General features: G+C 53.7%; 16 protein-coding genes. 11 read left to right on the forward strand and 5 right to left on the reverse strand.

Features of this window, described 5'->3' with window-relative positions; all coding sequences use genetic code 11:
* The 4 genes from dnaA to gyrB all read left to right on the forward strand — a co-directional run bounded on the left by dnaA (position 1) and on the right by gyrB (position 6220).
* Positions 1-1401, forward strand: a complete 1401-nt coding sequence (dnaA, locus tag OLG56_RS00005; protein WP_000059093.1) for a chromosomal replication initiator protein DnaA — start codon at positions 1-3, stop codon at positions 1399-1401.
* A gap of 4 nt (positions 1402-1405) precedes the next feature.
* On the forward strand, positions 1406-2506 hold the full coding sequence (dnaN, locus tag OLG56_RS00010) for a DNA polymerase III subunit beta (RefSeq protein ID WP_000673474.1): 1101 nt from the start codon (positions 1406-1408) through the stop codon (positions 2504-2506).
* A 197-nt stretch (positions 2507-2703) separates the two neighbouring features.
* Positions 2704-3777: a DNA replication/repair protein RecF gene (gene recF, locus OLG56_RS00015; protein ID WP_000059373.1), complete on the forward strand. Its 1074-nt coding sequence runs from the start codon at positions 2704-2706 to the stop codon at positions 3775-3777.
* 28 nt (positions 3778-3805) lie between these two features.
* A complete protein-coding gene (gene gyrB, locus OLG56_RS00020) occupies positions 3806-6220 on the forward strand; it encodes a DNA topoisomerase (ATP-hydrolyzing) subunit B (protein ID WP_000072047.1) in 2415 nt (804 codons plus the stop codon).
* Between the two features lie 18 nt (positions 6221-6238).
* Here the strand turns inward: gyrB and OLG56_RS00025 are convergent, their stop codons facing one another.
* From OLG56_RS00025 to OLG56_RS00035, 3 genes are all read right to left on the reverse strand, one after another.
* The gene (locus OLG56_RS00025; RefSeq protein ID WP_001054595.1) at positions 6239-7135 is read right to left on the reverse strand and encodes a LysR family transcriptional regulator; all 897 of its coding nucleotides are present in this window, start codon (positions 7133-7135) and stop codon (positions 6239-6241) included.
* 114 nt (positions 7136-7249) lie between these two features.
* Positions 7250-8440, reverse strand: a complete 1191-nt coding sequence (locus OLG56_RS00030; protein ID WP_023208232.1) for a mandelate racemase/muconate lactonizing enzyme family protein — start codon at positions 8438-8440, stop codon at positions 7250-7252.
* 16 nt (positions 8441-8456) lie between these two features.
* The gene (locus OLG56_RS00035; RefSeq protein WP_061377471.1) at positions 8457-9719 is read right to left on the reverse strand and encodes an MFS transporter; all 1263 of its coding nucleotides are present in this window, start codon (positions 9717-9719) and stop codon (positions 8457-8459) included.
* Between the two features lie 304 nt (positions 9720-10023).
* On the opposite strand from OLG56_RS00035, the gene yidA reads away from it, so the two are divergent.
* The 6 genes from yidA to OLG56_RS00065 all read left to right on the forward strand — a co-directional run bounded on the left by yidA (position 10024) and on the right by OLG56_RS00065 (position 15862).
* Positions 10024-10869: a sugar-phosphatase gene (gene yidA, locus OLG56_RS00040; RefSeq protein ID WP_000985570.1), complete on the forward strand. Its 846-nt coding sequence runs from the start codon at positions 10024-10026 to the stop codon at positions 10867-10869.
* 260 nt (positions 10870-11129) lie between these two features.
* A complete protein-coding gene (dgoR, locus tag OLG56_RS00045; protein ID WP_000174317.1) occupies positions 11130-11819 on the forward strand; it encodes a D-galactonate utilization transcriptional regulator DgoR in 690 nt (229 codons plus the stop codon).
* The gene (locus OLG56_RS00050; protein WP_001646837.1) at positions 11816-12694 is read left to right on the forward strand and encodes a 2-dehydro-3-deoxygalactonokinase; all 879 of its coding nucleotides are present in this window, start codon (positions 11816-11818) and stop codon (positions 12692-12694) included. Before dgoR ends, OLG56_RS00050 begins: the two co-directional genes overlap by 4 nt.
* A complete protein-coding gene (locus OLG56_RS00055; protein ID WP_001198741.1) occupies positions 12678-13295 on the forward strand; it encodes a 2-dehydro-3-deoxy-6-phosphogalactonate aldolase in 618 nt (205 codons plus the stop codon). The genes OLG56_RS00050 and OLG56_RS00055 overlap by 17 nt, the downstream gene beginning before the upstream one ends.
* Positions 13292-14440, forward strand: a complete 1149-nt coding sequence (gene dgoD / locus OLG56_RS00060) for a galactonate dehydratase (protein ID WP_061377470.1) — start codon at positions 13292-13294, stop codon at positions 14438-14440. Before OLG56_RS00055 ends, dgoD begins: the two co-directional genes overlap by 4 nt.
* Positions 14441-14524: 84 nt before the next feature.
* Complete coding sequence (locus OLG56_RS00065; protein ID WP_000253524.1) at positions 14525-15862, forward strand: MFS transporter; 1338 nt, start codon at positions 14525-14527, stop codon at positions 15860-15862.
* A gap of 25 nt (positions 15863-15887) precedes the next feature.
* On the opposite strand, the gene torS is transcribed toward OLG56_RS00065, so the two are convergent.
* Positions 15888-18623, reverse strand: a complete 2736-nt coding sequence (gene torS, locus OLG56_RS00070) for a TMAO reductase system sensor histidine kinase/response regulator TorS (RefSeq protein WP_061377469.1) — start codon at positions 18621-18623, stop codon at positions 15888-15890.
* 79 nt (positions 18624-18702) lie between these two features.
* On the opposite strand from torS, the gene torT reads away from it, so the two are divergent.
* A complete protein-coding gene (torT, locus tag OLG56_RS00075) occupies positions 18703-19743 on the forward strand; it encodes a TMAO reductase system periplasmic protein TorT (RefSeq protein ID WP_061377468.1) in 1041 nt (346 codons plus the stop codon).
* On the opposite strand, the gene torR is transcribed toward torT, so the two are convergent.
* Positions 19716-20408 carry a two-component system response regulator TorR gene (gene torR, locus OLG56_RS00080; RefSeq protein ID WP_023136815.1) on the reverse strand — a complete coding sequence of 231 codons (693 nt, stop codon included), beginning with the start codon at positions 20406-20408 and terminating at the stop codon, positions 19716-19718. The genes torT and torR overlap by 28 nt on opposite strands.
* Positions 20409-20504: the final 96 nt, after the last annotated feature.

A 20504-nucleotide genomic window follows, 5' to 3' on the forward strand; every position in this document is an offset into this window, starting at 1 on the left:
GTGTCACTTTCGCTTTGGCAGCAGTGTCTTGCCCGATTGCAGGATGAGTTACCAGCCACAGAATTCAGTATGTGGATACGCCCGTTGCAGGCGGAACTGAGCGATAACACGCTGGCTTTGTATGCGCCAAACCGTTTTGTGCTCGATTGGGTAAGAGATAAGTACCTCAACAATATCAATGGATTACTCAACACATTCTGCGGCGCGGATGCCCCACAACTGCGTTTTGAAGTGGGAACAAAGCCCGTTACGCAAACGCTAAAAACGCCTGTGCATAACGTTGTCGCGCCTGCGCAGACAACGACGGCGCAGCCGCAGCGCGTAGCGCCTGCGGCCCGTTCGGGCTGGGATAACGTACCAGCGCCGGCGGAGCCGACCTACCGCTCCAACGTCAATGTTAAACATACATTTGATAACTTCGTCGAAGGTAAATCCAACCAACTGGCGCGCGCGGCGGCACGTCAGGTGGCGGATAATCCTGGCGGCGCCTATAACCCCTTATTCCTCTATGGCGGCACCGGTCTGGGTAAAACTCACCTGCTGCACGCGGTGGGTAACGGCATTATGGCGCGCAAACCCAACGCGAAAGTCGTGTATATGCACTCCGAGCGCTTTGTGCAGGACATGGTAAAAGCCCTGCAAAATAACGCCATCGAAGAGTTTAAACGCTACTACCGCTCCGTTGACGCATTGCTGATCGACGATATTCAATTCTTCGCCAATAAAGAACGATCCCAGGAAGAGTTTTTCCACACCTTTAACGCTCTGCTGGAAGGCAATCAGCAGATCATTTTGACGTCGGATCGCTATCCGAAAGAGATCAACGGCGTTGAGGATCGTCTCAAGTCCCGCTTTGGTTGGGGGCTAACAGTGGCGATCGAACCGCCAGAACTGGAAACCCGCGTGGCGATCCTGATGAAAAAAGCGGACGAAAATGATATTCGTCTGCCAGGCGAGGTAGCGTTCTTTATCGCCAAGCGTCTACGCTCTAACGTACGTGAACTGGAAGGCGCGCTGAACCGGGTAATCGCCAATGCCAACTTTACCGGCCGGGCGATTACTATCGACTTTGTGCGCGAAGCGCTGCGCGATTTACTGGCGTTGCAGGAAAAACTGGTCACCATCGACAATATTCAGAAGACGGTGGCGGAGTATTACAAAATCAAAATTGCGGATCTGCTTTCTAAGCGTCGATCTCGCTCGGTAGCACGTCCGCGCCAGATGGCTATGGCGCTGGCAAAAGAGCTCACCAACCACAGTCTGCCGGAAATCGGCGATGCGTTTGGCGGGCGCGACCACACTACCGTACTTCATGCCTGTCGTAAAATTGAGCAACTGCGTGAAGAAAGCCACGATATCAAAGAAGATTTTTCGAATTTAATCAGAACATTGTCGTCGTGATCCTATGAAATTTACCGTTGAACGTGAACATTTATTAAAACCGCTTCAGCAGGTCAGCGGCCCGCTGGGCGGTCGTCCTACGCTGCCGATTCTCGGTAACCTGCTCCTCCAGGTAGCGGACGGTACGCTTTCTCTGACCGGCACCGATCTTGAAATGGAGATGGTCGCGCGCGTTACGCTTTCTCAGCCGCATGAGCCGGGCGCCACTACCGTGCCGGCGCGGAAATTCTTTGATATCTGCCGCGGCCTGCCGGAGGGCGCGGAGATTGCCGTTCAGTTGGAAGGCGATCGGATGCTGGTGCGTTCTGGCCGTAGCCGCTTCTCGCTGTCTACACTGCCTGCCGCCGATTTCCCGAATCTTGACGACTGGCAAAGCGAAGTTGAATTTACGCTGCCGCAGGCCACGATGAAGCGCCTGATTGAAGCGACCCAGTTTTCGATGGCTCATCAGGATGTGCGCTACTACTTAAACGGTATGCTGTTTGAAACGGAAGGTAGCGAACTGCGCACTGTCGCGACCGACGGCCACCGTCTGGCGGTGTGTTCAATGCCGCTGGAAGCGTCTTTACCCAGCCACTCGGTGATTGTGCCGCGTAAAGGCGTGATTGAACTGATGCGTATGCTCGACGGCGGCGAAAACCCGCTGCGCGTGCAGATCGGCAGTAATAATATCCGCGCGCACGTCGGCGACTTTATCTTTACCTCGAAGCTGGTGGATGGTCGCTTCCCGGATTACCGTCGCGTTCTGCCGAAGAATCCGGATAAACATCTGGAAGCGGGCTGCGATATCCTCAAGCAGGCGTTTGCCCGCGCGGCAATCCTCTCGAATGAGAAATTCCGCGGCGTGCGTCTGTACGTCAGTGAGAATCAGCTCAAAATCACCGCCAATAACCCGGAGCAGGAAGAAGCGGAAGAGATTCTGGACGTGAGCTACGGCGGGACGGAGATGGAAATCGGCTTTAACGTCAGTTACGTGCTGGACGTGCTCAATGCGCTGAAGTGCGAAACCGTGCGCATTATGCTGACGGATTCCGTATCCAGCGTACAGATTGAGGATGCGGCGTCACAGTCGGCTGCCTATGTTGTTATGCCAATGCGCTTGTAAAGAATATCGGGCTATCTTACTTGTTATTCTGGCTCCGGGCAGTGCTCGCACAAAATACGAAGTATTTTGGACGTCTTATGGACGGCCCGAAGGGCGAGCGCAGCGAGCAATCCTCACGTACTCCAGTACGCTCCGGTTGCTGTGCGCTGGCCGTAACCAGACTAACTGCGCCGATAACGCCCTGGTTATGAGTTGATATGTCGCTATCCAGACTGCTAATCAAAGACTTCCGCAACATAGAAAATGCGGATCTCGCTTTATCCCCCGGCTTTAACTTCCTGGTTGGCGCCAACGGCAGCGGCAAAACCAGCGTGCTGGAAGCTATCTATACGCTTGGCCACGGTCGGGCGTTTCGCAGTTTGCAGCCTGGCCGCGTGATTCGTCATGAGCAGGAAGCGTTTGTTCTCCACGGGCGATTACAGGGCGAAGAGCGTGAGACGTCGATTGGCTTAACTAAAGATAAGCAGGGCGACAGCAAAGTCCGTATCGATGGTACCGACGGTCACAAGATCGCGGAGCTGGCGCATTTAATGCCGATGCAGTTGATTACGCCGGAGGGGTTTACTTTACTCAACGGCGGCCCCAAATACAGAAGAGCGTTCCTTGACTGGGGATGCTTTCACAACGAAGCCGGATTCTTCACCGCCTGGAGCAACCTGAAACGATTGCTGAAACAGCGTAATGCTGCGCTGCGCCAGGTGAGTCGTTATGAGCAATTGCGCCCGTGGGATAAGGAGCTGATTCCGCTGGCGGAACAAATTAGTACCTGGCGGGCGGAGTACAGTAGCGCTATCGCACAGGACATGGCGGATACCTGTCAGCAGTTTTTACCTGAATTTTCCCTGACGTTCTCTTTCCAGCGCGGCTGGGAGAAAGAGACAGACTATGCGGACGTGCTGGAGCGAAGCTTTGAGCGTGACCGTATGTTGACCTACACCGCGCACGGGCCGCATAAAGCGGACTTTCGCATTCGCGCTGACGGCGCGCCGGTGGAAGATACCCTGTCGCGCGGGCAGCTAAAGTTATTGATGTGCGCCTTACGTCTGGCGCAGGGCGAGTTCCTCACCCGCGAAAGCGGGCGGCGCTGCCTGTACCTGATAGATGATTTTGCCTCTGAACTTGACGATGCGCGTCGCGGACTGCTGGCCAGCCGCTTAAAAGCCACGCAATCGCAGGTCTTTGTCAGCGCAATTAGCGCTGAACACGTTATAGACATGTCGGATGAAAATTCGAAGATGTTTACCGTGGAAAAGGGTAAAATAACGGATTAACCCAAGATTAAATGAGCGAGAAACGTTGATGTCGAATTCTTATGACTCCTCCAGTATCAAAGTCCTGAAAGGGCTGGATGCGGTGCGTAAGCGCCCGGGTATGTATATCGGCGACACGGATGACGGCACCGGTCTGCACCACATGGTATTCGAGGTGGTAGATAACGCTATCGACGAAGCGCTCGCGGGTCACTGTAAAGATATCGTCGTGACTATTCACGCCGATAACTCCGTGTCCGTAACGGATGATGGCCGTGGCATTCCGACCGGGATTCACCCGGAAGAAGGCGTCTCGGCGGCGGAAGTGATCATGACCGTTCTGCACGCGGGCGGTAAATTTGACGATAACTCCTATAAAGTCTCCGGTGGTCTGCACGGCGTGGGCGTCTCGGTAGTCAACGCTCTGTCGCAAAAACTGGAACTGGTTATCCAGCGAGATGGCAAAATTCACCGTCAGATCTACGAGCACGGCGTGCCGCAGGCACCCCTGGCCGTCACTGGCGATACCGATAAAACCGGTACGATGGTACGTTTCTGGCCGAGCCACGAAACCTTCACCAACGTCACTGAATTTGAATATGAGATCCTGGCGAAACGCCTGCGTGAACTGTCATTCCTGAACTCAGGCGTCTCCATCCGCCTGCGCGACAAGCGCGATGGCAAAGAAGATCATTTCCACTACGAAGGCGGCATCAAGGCGTTTGTTGAATATCTCAACAAGAATAAAACGCCGATCCACCCGAATATCTTCTACTTCTCCACCGAAAAAGACGGTATCGGCGTCGAAGTAGCGCTGCAGTGGAACGATGGTTTCCAGGAAAACATCTACTGCTTTACCAACAACATTCCGCAGCGCGACGGCGGTACTCACCTGGCAGGCTTCCGTGCGGCGATGACCCGCACGCTGAACGCCTACATGGACAAAGAAGGCTACAGCAAAAAAGCTAAAGTCAGCGCCACCGGCGATGATGCCCGTGAAGGTCTGATTGCGGTGGTTTCCGTGAAGGTGCCGGACCCGAAATTCTCCTCGCAGACCAAAGATAAGCTGGTCTCTTCCGAGGTGAAATCGGCGGTAGAACAGCAGATGAACGAACTGCTGAGCGAATACCTGCTGGAAAACCCATCTGACGCGAAAATTGTCGTCGGCAAAATTATCGACGCCGCGCGTGCGCGTGAAGCGGCGCGTCGCGCCCGTGAAATGACCCGTCGTAAAGGCGCGCTGGACTTAGCGGGCCTGCCGGGCAAACTGGCTGACTGCCAGGAACGCGACCCGGCGCTGTCCGAACTGTACCTGGTGGAAGGGGACTCCGCGGGCGGCTCTGCGAAGCAGGGGCGTAACCGCAAGAACCAGGCGATTCTGCCGCTGAAAGGTAAAATCCTCAACGTCGAGAAAGCGCGCTTCGACAAGATGCTCTCCTCTCAGGAAGTGGCGACGCTAATTACCGCGCTGGGCTGCGGTATCGGTCGCGACGAGTACAACCCGGACAAGTTGCGCTATCACAGCATCATCATCATGACCGATGCGGACGTCGACGGCTCGCACATCCGTACGCTGCTGTTGACCTTCTTCTATCGTCAGATGCCGGAAATCGTTGAACGCGGCCACGTTTACATTGCCCAGCCGCCGCTGTACAAAGTGAAGAAAGGCAAGCAGGAACAGTACATTAAAGACGATGAAGCGATGGATCAGTACCAGATTTCCATCGCGCTTGACGGTGCGACTCTGCACGCGAACGCCCATGCGCCGGCGCTATCCGGCGAAGCGTTAGAAAAACTGGTCTCTGAATATAACGCCACGCAGAAAATGATTGGTCGTATGGAGCGTCGCTTCCCGAAAGCGCTGCTCAAAGAGCTGGTGTATCAGCCAACTCTGACCGAAGCCGATCTTTCTGATGAGCAGACTGTAACGCGCTGGGTGAATGCGCTGATTACCGAGCTGAACGAGAAAGAGCAGCACGGCAGCCAGTGGAAGTTCGATGTTCATACTAATACGGAACAGAATCTGTTCGAGCCGATCGTTCGCGTGCGTACGCATGGCGTGGATACCGACTATCCGTTGGATCACGAGTTTGTGACCGGCGCGGAATATCGTCGTATCTGCACGCTGGGCGAGAAGCTGCGCGGTCTGATTGAAGAGGACGCGTTCATCGAACGCGGCGAGCGTCGCCAGCCGGTAACCAGCTTCGAGCAGGCGCTGGAGTGGCTGGTGAAAGAATCACGTCGCGGTCTGGCTATCCAGCGTTATAAAGGTCTGGGTGAAATGAACCCGGATCAGCTGTGGGAAACCACCATGGACCCGGAAAGCCGCCGTATGCTGCGTGTGACCGTTAAAGATGCGATTGCTGCCGATCAGTTGTTCACCACGCTGATGGGCGACGCCGTTGAGCCGCGTCGTGCCTTTATCGAAGAGAACGCCCTGAAAGCAGCGAATATCGATATTTAACCTGCCTTAATCCCCGGCCTACCGCTGGTTGGCCGGGGCATCATGATGTTCATCGACATAGCTAAATAAAAAATCTCTAAAGCGCTGCGTGGCGGGCGTTTGTGCGCGCCACGCATGGTAATACACGTTCATATTGCGCCGCAGCGGCGGCGTGAGCGAACAGGTCGCTAATTGGTAGCTTTTGGCGTAATGGCGGGAAAAGGTTCCGGCGATCACCACGCCTTCACACTGCGCCGCCAGCGACATGGCGGTCGCCATATGCTCCACCGTCATTTTGGGCTTAATGCGCACGCCAGCGGTCGCGGAGATCATCGGAATGGATTCGTTGCCGACGGCAATCAGCTCTTCGCTTTGAATCTCTTCCCAGCGAACCGTTTTTTTATGCAGCCGATAGTCCGGATGGCAGTACAGGGCGATTTCCGTTGTGAACAGCGTTTGTTTATCGATTTCCGGTTCCAGCGGCCGCTCCGGGCCGATACCAAAATCGGCTTCTCCCAACATAATGCTTTTTTGTAATTGCGACATGGGCTTATCAATAAGCTGTACATGGGTATGCGGGTGCTGCCGCTTAAAGGCATGGATGATTTGCGGCAGAAAAGCACAGGCGATCAGCGGCGCGCCAACAACCCGCACCAGGGATTTTTTGATCTCTTTCAGGTCGCGGGCATAATTTTCGGCCCGTTGAAACTCTTCAACAACCCGCATGGCGGCGGGTAAAAACTTTTCGCCGTCGGGCGATAGCTTCACCACGCGCGAAGTGCGGTCGAAAAGGGAAACCTCCATCTGGCTTTCCATTTCGTTGATTAAACCGCTAACGGCGCCCTGCGTGATGCACAGATATTTGCTGGCGGCGGTAAAACTACGCAAATCCGCGACGGCCAGAAACGCGCGAAATTGCCGGATAGTTAAATTCATTTGCCACCTGTCTTACCCCTTTACAGAGAGGATTTTATCTCAGGCTGGATAAGGTCGTGTTGATACGACTCGCAAATACAGGGTGTCTGCCTGCGGCGCAGGCAGACAGTTGGCTTATTTTACGGTGATGGTTGGTGATTTTTTCATGGTTTCTTCGGTCAGCTCCTGGCCGATACCAGGAAGCTCCGGGACTTCGTACATGCCGTTCTTGGGTAGATAGTTGTATTTACAGGTCTGTGTATTCGGTTCCAGCAGCGCATACCGGTGCAGTTCGTGGATGACGAAGTTGGGGATTGCGATTTCCATATGCAGCGCCACCGCTGTGGAAATCGGCCCGCCGCAAACGTGGATTTGCACCGTTTTGTCGTAAACGTGCGCCATATCGCAGATTTTCTTCACTTCGGTAATGCCGCCGCAGGTGCAGATATCGGGCTGAATAACGCTCAGGCTGCCGTTTTCCAGGAAAGGACGGTATCCCCAGCGCCAGTAAATGCGTTCGCCAGCCGCCAGTGGAATATTAACTTTATCAGCTACTTGTTTCATTTGTCCGGGGTTTAACGGCATGACTGGTTCTTCGTAGTAGAAAATACCCAGTTCTTCTATCATGCGACCAAACTGAATTGCGGATGTAGTATCCGTAAAGGCGTGCATTTCGGCGATGATATCCACGTCCGGGCCGACCGCATCACGAATGGCGGCCATACGGTCGTAGCCCAGACGCAGGATTTTATCGGTGAGAGGCCCGTTGAGGTTTTGCTGGTTCCAGTTGCCGTGGCGATCCATTGCGACGGTATCCACTTTTATTGCGTCATAGCCTTCGCTGACGGCGGTCAGCGCCGCCTGTGCATACTGCTCCGGCTCGGTCAGCATATCTTTATCGCTGCCGTCCCCCCAACCAAACTGTAGCTGACTGGCGTAGGTTCTGATTTTCTCGCGGCTTTTGCCGCCAAGCATTTTATACAGCGGTACGCCCCACGTTTTGCCTTTGATATCCCACAGCGCGATATCGATGCCGCTCATCGCCGCGGAAAAGATGCCGCCGCCGCCCTGCCCCCAGAAGGTTTTTTTGAGCATCTTTTCCCAGATAGCTTCGTTATTCATCGGGTCCATGCCGATGATAATGGCGGCTAAATCTTTTGCCATGCCGATGCCCGCAGAGGCGCCGACGCCGTAAGCCAGCCCGACTTCGCCAAAACCGGAAATGCCTTCGTCGGTATTAATTTTTACCACCACCGGACGCCATTTGCTGGTGGCGGACGCAAAATCGTTCGCCACATCAATAATATCAACGCTGGTAATTTTCATCATTTACTCCTCGTAATTAATATTTTTTAATCGTTAAGATTAATGCCGATACCACGGCGATAGCGCTGATAAAAACCAGGCATAGTAAGCCGCCGGTATAAGTTCCAGTGATAGAAATAAATAAGCCGATAAATACGGGAGATAATGAAGAGAGTCCATTGGCGACGCCGTTCATTACGCCGCTGGCGGCGGAAATAGATTTTCCGGGTATCATTTCCTGTAATAACGTCCAGGCAACGGGCGTACCCATCGTACAGAAAGCAACAGCAAAGGAGAGGAGTACCGCTGACATATATTTATGTTCGGTTATGGTACCTAAATAGATACTGACGCCAGCGAAAAACATTAATACCATTAATATGGGGGCGCTGCGTCCTATTTTATCGACGAAGATCCCCGCAGCGGCTTTAGAAAATATTGACAGGACAAAGGGAAGCGACGCCAGCCAGCCCATTTCCGCCCAGCTAAATCCCCTGGCTGATTTAAGATAGGTCGGCAGCCAGGTAATCATCCCCCAGTACAGGCATTGCAGGCACAGGTACCACAGCACCAGCAACCAGTAGCAATAGTTGGTGATCACCGGTTTGACCCGCAACATAAAACTTTCGCTGTTGCCTGCGCTTTCCGTTTCCTGTCCGGCTTTGATATAAGCCAGTTCCTGTTCGCTGATACTTTTATGTTGTTCTGGTTTATCAGCAACATATCGCCAGAGTAGCCAGAGTGGGATTAACCCGAGAGCGGCGCATAAAAAGAAGTTGGAACGCCAGCCGTGGGTGCCTATCCACCAGGTGAAAAAAGGCATCGCAATGGCGGGTGCCACCGACTGGCCGACGATCCACGCCGCGTTTGCTCTGCCGCGCTCCTGCTTCGGGAACCAGTTTTTAATAAATACGCTTTGCAGTGGATAATAAAATCCCTCTCCGATGCCCAGTAATATACGGCAAATAATAATTAGAGCGAATGATGTTGCTACGCCGCCAACCATTAAAGCGATAGTCCAGATCAGAATACAAAGCATCATTGCTTTTCTGGGGCCGAGATAATCGCCAAGCGGTGATAATACAACGTTAGCGATACCATAAGCGGCCAGAAAGACGGTCATCATCATGCCGATTTGCAATGGCATACCTTCAATACCCATATAGGCTAAGAAGGGTTCATTCGCGGCTAATACCGAAACATTAACGCGATCGAGATAAGCAATAAATATTCCAATAAACAGACAGGCAACGATTAAAAATCTTTTCCTGGTTGGGGGGGCGGTAAGGGCCATCGACATTAGCGATCTCCTTCTCATCGGATAAGGTTATTTTAAAATATAAGTTTTTGTTGATTTTTACTGATTAAGAACCAACCCCATTAGGCTCTAAGTGATGATGTCCAAAGTAGCAATACACATTCTTTTAGAAAAACGGTATTTTCTGTTTGATTAATGAGGTTATCTAATACATCAGGAGGGAGAATACGGCCTGAAAAGGGGAATCCCGTTTGTGAATCTTATCCCCCTTTCTCTCGGATTCTTTACTGTTTTTTGAGCGGAATCGCGTTAGCATGAGTCAGGACTCATTTAATGCGGGGATTTCATGGCTATCAAACTTATTGCTATCGACATGGATGGCACCCTTCTGCTGCCCGATCACACCATTTCTCCGGCGGTTAAAAACGCGATTGCCGCTGCGCGTGAAAAAGGGGTAAATGTGGTGCTGACCACAGGCCGTCCGTATGCGGGTGTGCACAGTTACCTGAAAGAACTTCACATGGAACAGCCCGGTGATTATTGCATCACCTATAACGGGGCGCTGGTGCAGAAAGCAGGGGACGGCAGTACGGTTGCGCAAACGGCGCTCAGCTATGATGACTACCGTTACCTGGAAAAACTGTCCCGTGAGGTGGGTTCTCACTTCCACGCATTAGACCGAAATACGCTTTATACCGCTAACCGCGATATCAGCTACTACACGGTGCATGAGTCGTATGTGGCGACCATTCCGCTGGTATTTTGTGAAGCGGAGAAGATGGACCCGAACACCCAGTTCCTGAAAGTTATGATGATCGATGAGCCTGCCGTTCTCGACCGGGCGATTGCGCGTATACCGGCAGAGGTGAAGGAAAAGTACACCGTGCTGAAAAGTGCGCCGTATTTCCTTGAAATCCTCGATAAACGGGTTAATAAAGGCACTGGCGTAAAATCACTGGCCGAGGCGCTGGGTATTAAGCCAGAGGAGGTGATGGCGATTGGCGATCAGGAAAACGACATTGCGATGATCGAATACGCCGGTATGGGCGTGGCAATGGACAACGCCATTCCGTCGGTCAAAGAGGTGGCTAACTTTGTGACTAAATCGAACCTTGAAGATGGTGTTGCCTGGGCGATTGAAAAATTTGTGCTGAACCCCGATCACTCATCCGGCCATTTTCCCGCCCGATAAGGCATAGTCGCCATCGGGCAAATACGCGCTTAACGACCCGCACTTGCTGCGGGTTTTTTTATGTCTTTCGTTTACGTCTTATAACGTCCCCATAACCAATTGTCGTTTTTGTGATCTAAATTGTAGTACAACATAATTGTGTTGTACTACATTAATGACATGATAACGACGGTTGATATCACGCTAGTACTACAAAATTGCGGCGTAATTCAGCTATCGCGGTAAAGTAAGAGAGTTCACATCGAGCACAAGGACTCTCTATGACTCTCAATAAAACCGATCGCATCGTTATCACGCTGGGCAAACAGATTGTCAGCGGTAAATACGTACCCGGTTCGGCGCTGCCAGCGGAAGCGGATCTGTGCGAGGAGTTTGAAACGTCGCGCAACATCATTCGCGAAGTGTTTCGCTCGCTTATGGCGAAGCGGCTAATTGAAATGAAGCGCTATCGCGGCGCGTTTATCGCACCGCGTAACCAGTGGAATTATCTCGATACCGACGTGCTGCAATGGGTGCTGGAAAACGACTACGACCCGAGGCTTATCAGCGCGATGAGTGAAATACGAAACCTGGTGGAGCCAGCAATAGCACGCTGGGCGGCGGAACGGGCAACATCAAGCGATCTGGCTGAAATTGAGTCGGCGCTAAACGACATGATTGCCAACAACCAGGACCGGGAAGCGTTTAACGAGGCGGATATTCGCTATCACGAGGCAGTGTTGCAGTCGGTGCATAACCCGGTGCTGCAACAGTTAAATGTAGCGATCAGCTCGCTACAGCGAGCGGTATTTGAACGGACCTGGATGGGCGATGCGGCCAACATGCCGAAAACGCTCCAGGAACATAAGGCGCTATTCGATGCGATACGGCATCAGGATGGCGATGCGGCAGAGCAGGCGGCATTAACCATGATCGCCAGCTCGACACGAAGGTTAAAGGAAATCACATGACAGCTCGCTACATCGCAATTGACTGGGGATCGACCAATCTGCGCGCCTGGCTTTACCAGGGCGACAAATGCCTGGAGAGCAGGCAATCAGAAGCAGGCGTTACACGCCTGAACGGTAAATCTCCTGACGCGGTGTTAGCAGAAGTCACAACACACTGGCGCGACAGCACCACCCCCGTGGTAATGGCGGGCATGATCGGCAGTAACGTAGGCTGGCAAAATGCGCCTTATCTGCCGGTTCCCGCCCTGTTCTCCGCTATTGGCGAACAGTTAACCGCCGTTGGCGACAACATCTGGATCATCCCCGGATTGTGTGTCTCACGCGAGGATAACCACAACGTGATGCGCGGCGAAGAGACGCAACTGCTTGGCGCCCGCGAACTTTCTCCTTCTTCTGTCTATGTCATGCCCGGCACGCATTGCAAATGGGTACAGACTGATACGCAACAAATTCATGATTTTCGTACTGTGATGACAGGCGAACTCCATCACTTGTTGCTGCGTCACTCGCTGGTCGGGGCTGGTTTGCCGGAACAGGAAGCTTCTGGCGACGCCTATGCCGCGGGGCTGGAGCGCGGTCTTAATTCTCCTGCCGTCCTGCCTTCTCTTTTTGAGGTTCGCGCCTCGCACGTGTTGGGACATCTTGCGCGTGAGCAGGTCAGCGACTTCCTCTCCGGCCTGTTGATTGGTGCGGAAGTCGCCAGCATGAGCGAATCCTTCGCGGCGCAACAGGCTATCACTCTCGTCGCTGGACCCGCGCTGATCTCACGTTACCAACAGGCGTTTCGTGCTATTGGGCGTGATGTTTCAACCGTGGATGGCGACATGGCATTTCAGGCTGGAATAAGGAGCATCGCTCATGCAGTGGCAAACTAATCTCCCTCTCATCGCTATCTTACGCGGTATTACGCCCGATGATGCCCTGGCGCACGTTGGCGCGGTGGTGGATGCGGGATTTGACGCTATAGAAATTCCGCTTAACTCCCCACAGTGGGAAAAAAGCATTTCTTCCGTGGTGAAGGCGTATGGCGGCAGGGCGCTTATTGGCGCTGGTACCGTACTGAAACCGGAACAGGTAGACCAGCTTGCCGGGATGGGCTGCAAGCTGATCGTCACGCCAAATATCCAACCGGAGGTGATCCGCCGGGCAGTGAGCTATGGCATGACCGTGTGTCCGGGCTGCGCCACGGCAACAGAAGCCTTTGCTGCGCTGGATGCTGGCGCACAGGCGTTAAAAATTTTCCCATCATCGGCGTTTGGTCCGGGCTACATCAGCGCGCTGAAAGCGGTACTTCCGCCGGATGTTCCGCTATTTGCCGTCGGCGGCGTGACGCCGGAAAACCTGGCGCAATGGATTAAAGCCGGCTGTGTGGGCGCGGGATTGGGTAGCGATCTCTATCGCGCCGGGCAATCCGTTGAACGCACCGCGCAGCAGGCTGCGGCATTTGTTAATGCGTATCGAGAGGCAGTGAAATGAAAATAACTCACATCACCACGTACCGTTTACCTCCACGTTGGATGTTCCTGAAAATCGAAACGGATGAAGGCGTGGTTGGCTGGGGAGAGCCGGTCATTGAAGGTCGGGCACGTACTGTAGAGGCGGCAGTACATGAGTTTGCCGATTACCTGATAGGGAAAGATCCGGCGCGTATCAACGACCTGTGGCAGGTAATGTACCGGGCCGGTTTTTATCGCGGCGGCCCGATTATGATGAGCGCCATCGCCGGTATTGACCAGGCATTGTGGGATATCAAAGGCAAGGTGTTGAATGCGCCGGTCTGGCAGCTCATGGGCGGCCTGGTGCGCGACAAAATCAAGGCCTATAGCTGGGTGGGCGGCGATCGTCCGGCAGACGTCATTGACGGTATTGAAAAATTGCGCGGTATTGGTTTTGACACCTTCAAGCTGAACGGCTGTGAAGAGATGGGCGTGATTGATAATTCCCGTGCGGTGGATGCGGCGGTCAATACCGTGGCGCAAATCCGCGAAGCTTTCGGCAGTGAAATTGAGTTTGGGCTCGATTTCCACGGTCGCGTTAGCGCGCCGATGGCTAAGGTGCTGATTAAAGAACTGGAACCCTATCGTCCGCTGTTTATTGAAGAGCCGGTGCTGGCGGAACAGGCGGAATATTATCCGCGCCTGGCAGCGCAAACGCATATTCCGATTGCCGCAGGCGAGCGTATGTTCTCGCGTTTTGAATTTAAACGCGTGCTGGACGCGGGCGGGCTGGCGATTCTACAGCCGGATTTATCCCACGCGGGCGGCATTACCGAATGCTATAAAATCGCCGGAATGGCGGAAGCATATGATGTGGCGCTGGCGCCGCATTGCCCGCTGGGTCCAATCGCCCTGGCTGCCTGCCTGCATATCGATTTTGTTTCGCGCAACGCGGTATTCCAGGAGCAGAGCATGGGCATTCACTATAACAAGGGCGCGGAACTGCTCGACTTTGTGAAAAACAAAGAAGACTTCAGCATGAACGGCGGCTTCTTTAAACCCTTAACCAAACCGGGTCTTGGCGTAGACATTGACGAGGCCAGGGTGATTGAACTTAGCAAAAGCGCGCCGGACTGGCGTAATCCGTTGTGGCGGCACGCTGACGGATCGGTAGCCGAGTGGTGATCGCCACGCTGTAGGCTCAACAAACGTCGCCCTCCGGGCAACCCAATTTAAATATAAAAACACACCCTCTGTAATTTACAGGGCATGGTGAGCGGCCTCGCTATGCCCAGAATCTGGAGACAGATGACGATGGATATTTCAGTTACAGCAGCACAGCCGGGGCGTCGCCGCTATCTGACGCTGGTGATGATCTTTATTACCGTGGTGATTTGCTACGTCGATCGCGCCAACCTTGCCGTGGCTTCCATGCATATTCAAAAAGAATTCGGCATTACCAAAGCGGAAATGGGCTATGTCTTCTCCGCTTTTGCCTGGCTCTATACGTTATGCCAGATCCCTGGCGGCTGGTTTCTCGACCGTATTGGGTCCCGGCTGACCTATTTTATCGCTATCTTCGGCTGGTCAGTCGCGACGCTATTGCAGGGGTTTGCGACGGGACTATTGTCGCTTATCGGCCTGCGCGCTATTACCGGGATTTTCGAGGCACCAGCCTTTCCGGCAAATAACCGGATGGTCACTAGCTGGTTTCCGGAGCATGAGCGCGCATCCGCAGTCGGGTTCTACACCTCCGGACAGTTCGTCGGACTGGCATTCCTTACGCCGCTGCTGATCTGGATTCAGGAAATGCTGAGCTGGCACTGGGTCTTTATCGTCACCGGCGGTATCGGGATTATCTGGTCATTGGTCTGGTTTAAGGTTTATCAACCGCCGCGTTTGACGAAAAGCCTTAGCCAGGCGGAGCTGGAGTATATTCGCGATGGCGGCGGTCTGGTGGATGGCGATGCGCCAGCGAAAAAAGAGGCCCGCCAGCCGTTGACGAAAGCCGACTGGAAACTGGTGTTCCATCGTAAGCTGGTGGGCGTCTACCTCGGTCAGTTCGCCGTAAACTCTACGCTATGGTTCTTTCTGACCTGGTTCCCTAATTATCTGACCCAGGAAAAAGGCATTACCGCGCTAAAAGCGGGCTTTATGACGACCGTACCGTTCCTGGCTGCCTTTTTTGGCGTACTGCTCTCCGGCTGGCTGGCGGATAAACTGGTGAAAAAAGGCTTCTCGCTGGGCGTGGCGCGCAAAACGCCGATTATTTGCGGTTTGCTCATCTCCACGTGCATTATGGGCGCTAACTACACTAACGATCCGTTGTGGATTATGGCATTGATGGCGATAGCTTTCTTCGGCAATGGATTTGCGTCCATTACCTGGTCGTTAATCTCTTCCCTTGCGCCGATGCGGTTGATTGGCCTTACCGGCGGTATGTTTAACTTTATCGGTGGGTTGGGCGGGATTAGCGTACCGTTAGTGATTGGTTATCTGGCGCAAAGCTACGGTTTTGCTCCGGCGCTGGTCTATATCTCCGTTGTGGCTCTGCTGGGTGCGCTGTCTTACATCCTGTTAGTGGGCGATGTGAAACGCGTCGGATAAGTTGGCCGTGGCGAGCCGGAAGCCATCATGGCGAAGGATGACTGGCTATCCATGCGTCGAGCGCCGTCACTCCCTGCGTCACGATAGTTTTAATATCTATATCGCTAAGCGGTTGCAATTCCAGCTCCCGACAGGCTTCGGTTGCCTGCGTCATCCCCAGGCTGGCGCAGCCGCTTTTTAATTTATGCGCCAGCCGCTTAATGTTAACGTCGTCATTCATGGCGCGCGCCGCCTCGATCTCCTCGACTAAAGGCAGCGCGCTGTCTTTGAATAACGCGACCCATTGCCGGAGCTTTTCCGGGCCGACAGACGCCATATCGCCGGCAAGCTGATGTTCATTCAGCATCGCCCGCGCATTGTGAGATTTGCCCTGTAAATAGTGCGCTATCATGCGGTAAAGCTCCTCGCGGGGAACGGGCTTTTGAATAATCCCGCAAAAAAGACCGGCGGTACGCTGACGAAGATTATCGTCTATCACATGCGCGCTAAAACCAATGCGTTTCATGGCGGGATACAGGCTCATCAACTGCTGCGCCAGGGTTAAGCCGTCATAATCCGGTAAATCAAAATCCACCAGCGCCACATCAAAGGACTCGCCTTCAGCTAAACAGCGTAGCGCGTCATTCGCGCTTTCAGCTACTGAGACCTTCACCCCTTTACCCGTGAGCATTTCAGCGGTAATACGCTGCGTCAGCATATTATCTTCAATCAGCAACAGGCGTAGTCCGTTAAGATTTATCGGTTCCCTGAACGCATTTTTGCTTGCGGGTTTGGGGTGGCGAACCGGCAGTTGTAAGCGAAAACAACTGCCAACATGAAGCGTACTGGTGACGGTTAGCGTCCCGCCCATCGCTTCTGCCAGGCTGGCGCTGATAGCCAGCCCCAGGCCCGTCCCGCCCCGGCGTCCTGTCGCCTGCACAAACGGTTTGAAAATAGCCGTCAGCTTCGCTTCAGGGATACCGCACCCGGTATCTTCAACCTCAATAAACCAGCTCTGATCGTCGCAAAACGTGCGCAGCACTATGCTGCCGCGATCGGTAAATTTCGCCGCATTACTTAAAAGATTAATCACAATTTGACGTATCCGGCGCGGATCGCCTTGTAGCGTGGAGGGGAGTTGCTCGCTAAAGTCGGCGATGAGCGCCACCTGCACGCGGCTGTGCATTAAATGCAGCGCGCTATTCAACAATTGTCGCGGTTCAAACGGTTCCTCGCTAATAGAAACGTTGGTACCGCCTACTTCAATCGCCGAGTAATCCAGAATATCGTTAAGAATCGCCAGTAGCGATTCGCCTGAATCATTAATGGCCTGTAAGTCGTCGCGGTAGTTTGCCATGAGCGGTTTATCGGCCAGCAATTGTACCGTACCGAGAATGCCGTAAAGCGGCGTGCGAATTTCATGGCTCATGGCGGCAAGGAACGTCGATTTCGCCTCGTTGGCCTTTTCCGCTTCGGCGCGCGCCTGCCGGTGTTCCAGCACCAGCGCATGAAGCTCCGCCGTTTGCGATCGCACCTGTTCCGCCAAATCCTCACGATGGCGGTTTAATTTGCGCACGTTGGCGCGAAACGCTTCCATCAGACGGCTGATGGTATCCAGTTCGCTGACGCCAGCCGCCTCCGGAAACGGTGAGTCAATATCGCCCTCCAGTAGCCGCTGTAAGGCCTGCGTTTGTTGCGCCAGCGGGCGGGATACGGAACGGTAAACCACTCGCCAAAGAATAAAACTTAATGAGCACAGCGCCAGGATACCTAAGATCACTAACCCTATTTGCCCACGCTGACTGGCGTGTGTAAGACGCGCTAACCCAGCCTCGTTTCGTTTTTCGATGGCATTCACCAACTGCGACACTTCCGTACTGAAGCGGGTAAACTGAAAGAGGTTATTGGCCATGAGCGTTTGAAGCTGGTCGCGGATGGCGTTTTCCTTACGAAACAGGGTAACCAGTGTGGTGTACTGATTTATTTTCTCCAGCGCGTCGGCGATTTGGGCGCGAACGGTAGGATCTTCTATACGCTGCTGGCGGCGGGATAAAATTTTAACCAACTGATTAAGTTTTTCATCGGTGTCCTCGGCATCGCTCAGCCCTTGCGCGTCTTTTAAGGTCACAATGAGCTGCTTAAACCGCAGGGCATTGACCCGCAACTCATTCATCTGATTCACATACTCAAGGTCGATATCAATCAGTCGGTCAAGCGCGCGTTCAGCCTGATCCCCTTTACCGCTTTCGATAAGATCGTAAATACCGGCCTGGGTGGCGCCCGCAGATGTCGCGGCATTATTGGCCTGACCGTGAGCCTGGGCGGCAATGCTTTCCGCCGCCTCCGCAATCTGGTGGCTTAACTGCTGTTGCTGTGCGCGCAGCGTGAGAATTTCACCGACCAGTGTTCCCTGTTGCCCAAGCGTTTGCGCAATCTCTTTTTCTTGCCGGGCGATGGCCGAGGTATTAAATCCCTGCTCGCTTAATGCCTGCAAAAGATGGTTAATTTTAAGGCTTTGCGCTTTCAGCATCTTCCCCTGCGCCAGCCAAACGCCCTCACTGTCGGCATTGGTCAGATTTTGCGCGGAAAAGAGCTCGTAAGCGCTGGCTTCGCTTAACTGCCTGGCCATATTCATCGTGGGGAGCAACGCTTGCGTATTGGTTTGCTCCACCTGACTAATGACGCGCAGGCTTATCCAGCCGATCACGGTGCTGAGCAGGGTGAGTGCCGCCATCAGGGCGAAGGCCAGCCATAATCTGCGGGTCAGTGAAGGCGTTGACATTTATGCGCCGCGGGTGAAATGGGTTGAGTTGCCGCCGGAAAAACCATTAGGATAAAACCTTGTTGCTGGTGGGGCTATCATGCGCGCGCTTATTTCGTTCTTTTTTTTGATAATCATCGTCTCGAATGTAGAAACGGCGTCAGCCGAAACCGGACTGCTACACTGGACGCGCGCCGATCGGGCGATTCCCTGGCGGCAAACGTCAGTCAATGCGAGTAAACCCTGGAAACTGTGCGCATTATACCCCAGCCTGAAAGATTCTTACTGGTTGTCCGTCAACTACGGGATGCAAAAAGCGGCCAAATTGTATGGCGTTGATTTAAAAGTGCTGGAAGCGAATGGCTATCGGCAACTGGCGACGCAACAACAGCAAATGATGCAGTGCCGGGAGTGGGGTGCCGACGCTATTCTGCTTGGCAGCAGTACCGATCGTTTCCCGGAGCTGGAACGGTTTGCCGGTAATGTGCCGGTTATTGAACTGGTGAACATGATTCACGATGCCAGCGTCGCAACCCGCGTTGGTCTGCCGTGGTTTCAGATGGGGTATCTGCCGGGACGTTTCCTAGTGCAGTGGAGCAAAGGAAAAGCGCTTAACGTTTTACTCTTCCCGGGGCCGGAAGAAGCCGGCGGCAGTCAGGATATGGTGGCGGGTTTTCGCCAGGCAATTAAAGGCAGCGCGATCAACATTGTGGATATCGCCTGGGGCGATAACGACATTGAAGTGCAGCGAAACTTACTCCAGGAAATGCTGGAGCGCCATCCGGACGCCAATGTGGTCGCCGGGTCGGCGATAGCGGCGGAGGCGGCGATGGGCGAAGGGCGAAATTTGACGACTCCGCTCACGATCGTCTCATTTTATCTGACGCATCAGGTTTATCGCGGTTTAAAACGCGGCCATATCCTGATGGCGCTCAGCGATCAGATGGCCTGGCAGGGAGAATTAGCGATAACGCAGTCGATTAAGGTCTTACAGGGACAACCGGTGCCTGAAAATATCAGCCCGCCGGTGCTTATTTTGACGCATAACAACGCTGACAGCGCGCGCGTTCGCCGTTCGCTATCGCCTCCGGGATTTCGGCCCGTCTATCTGTATCAATACACCTCCGAGGCTAAAAAGTAGCCTTCGCCATGCTGTGTGACCAGCAGTTCCGGCGTAATTTTATGACGTAAGCGGCGAACCAGGACATCAATCGTGCGGAGATCCGGAGTCTCTACGCGGCGGGCGGAAAGCATTCGCAGCAGGCGTTCACGATGCAGCACTTTGCCTGGGTTGGTCACAAAGGCCAGCAGTAACTCGTACTCCGCGCGCGTAAGCTTAATGGCTTCACCGTTGTGCTCCAGCGTGTGATTCATCACGTTCAGGCAGTAACCGGAAAACATATAGCAGTTTTCACTGGCATTTTGCGGCGAGGGGCGGGCCAGATCGATGCGCCACAAAAGATTTTTCACCCGCACTACCAGCTCGCGCAGTTCCAGCGGCTTGGTGACGTAGTCGTCCGCGCCCATCTCCAGCCCGACGATGCGGTCGATTTGGTCGCAACGCCCCGTCACCAGAATAATGCCCACCGTGGAGCGTTCTCGTAGCGCCCTGGTCAGCATCAACCCGTTTTCATCGGGGAGGTTGATATCCAGCAGGATCAGCGAAACGTGCTCATGCTCCATGATGTCGCGCAGGCCCGCGCCGCTGTCGGTCACCGAAACGCGATACCCCTCCTGCTCAAAATAGGCCTGTAATCTGGCCTGAGTAACAGGTTCATCCTCAACAATAACAATGTGATGTGACATCCTGCGCGCGGTCTCTTTCTGTTCATATCTGTTCATATATTGCCGTATCCCGTTCATCCTGACCAGTGACGCTGTTCATATTTGCGGAATAAGATC

This window comes from Salmonella sp. 2018103 (assembly GCF_026247685.1).
Taxonomy (GTDB): Bacteria; Pseudomonadota; Gammaproteobacteria; order Enterobacterales; family Enterobacteriaceae; genus Salmonella; species Salmonella enterica.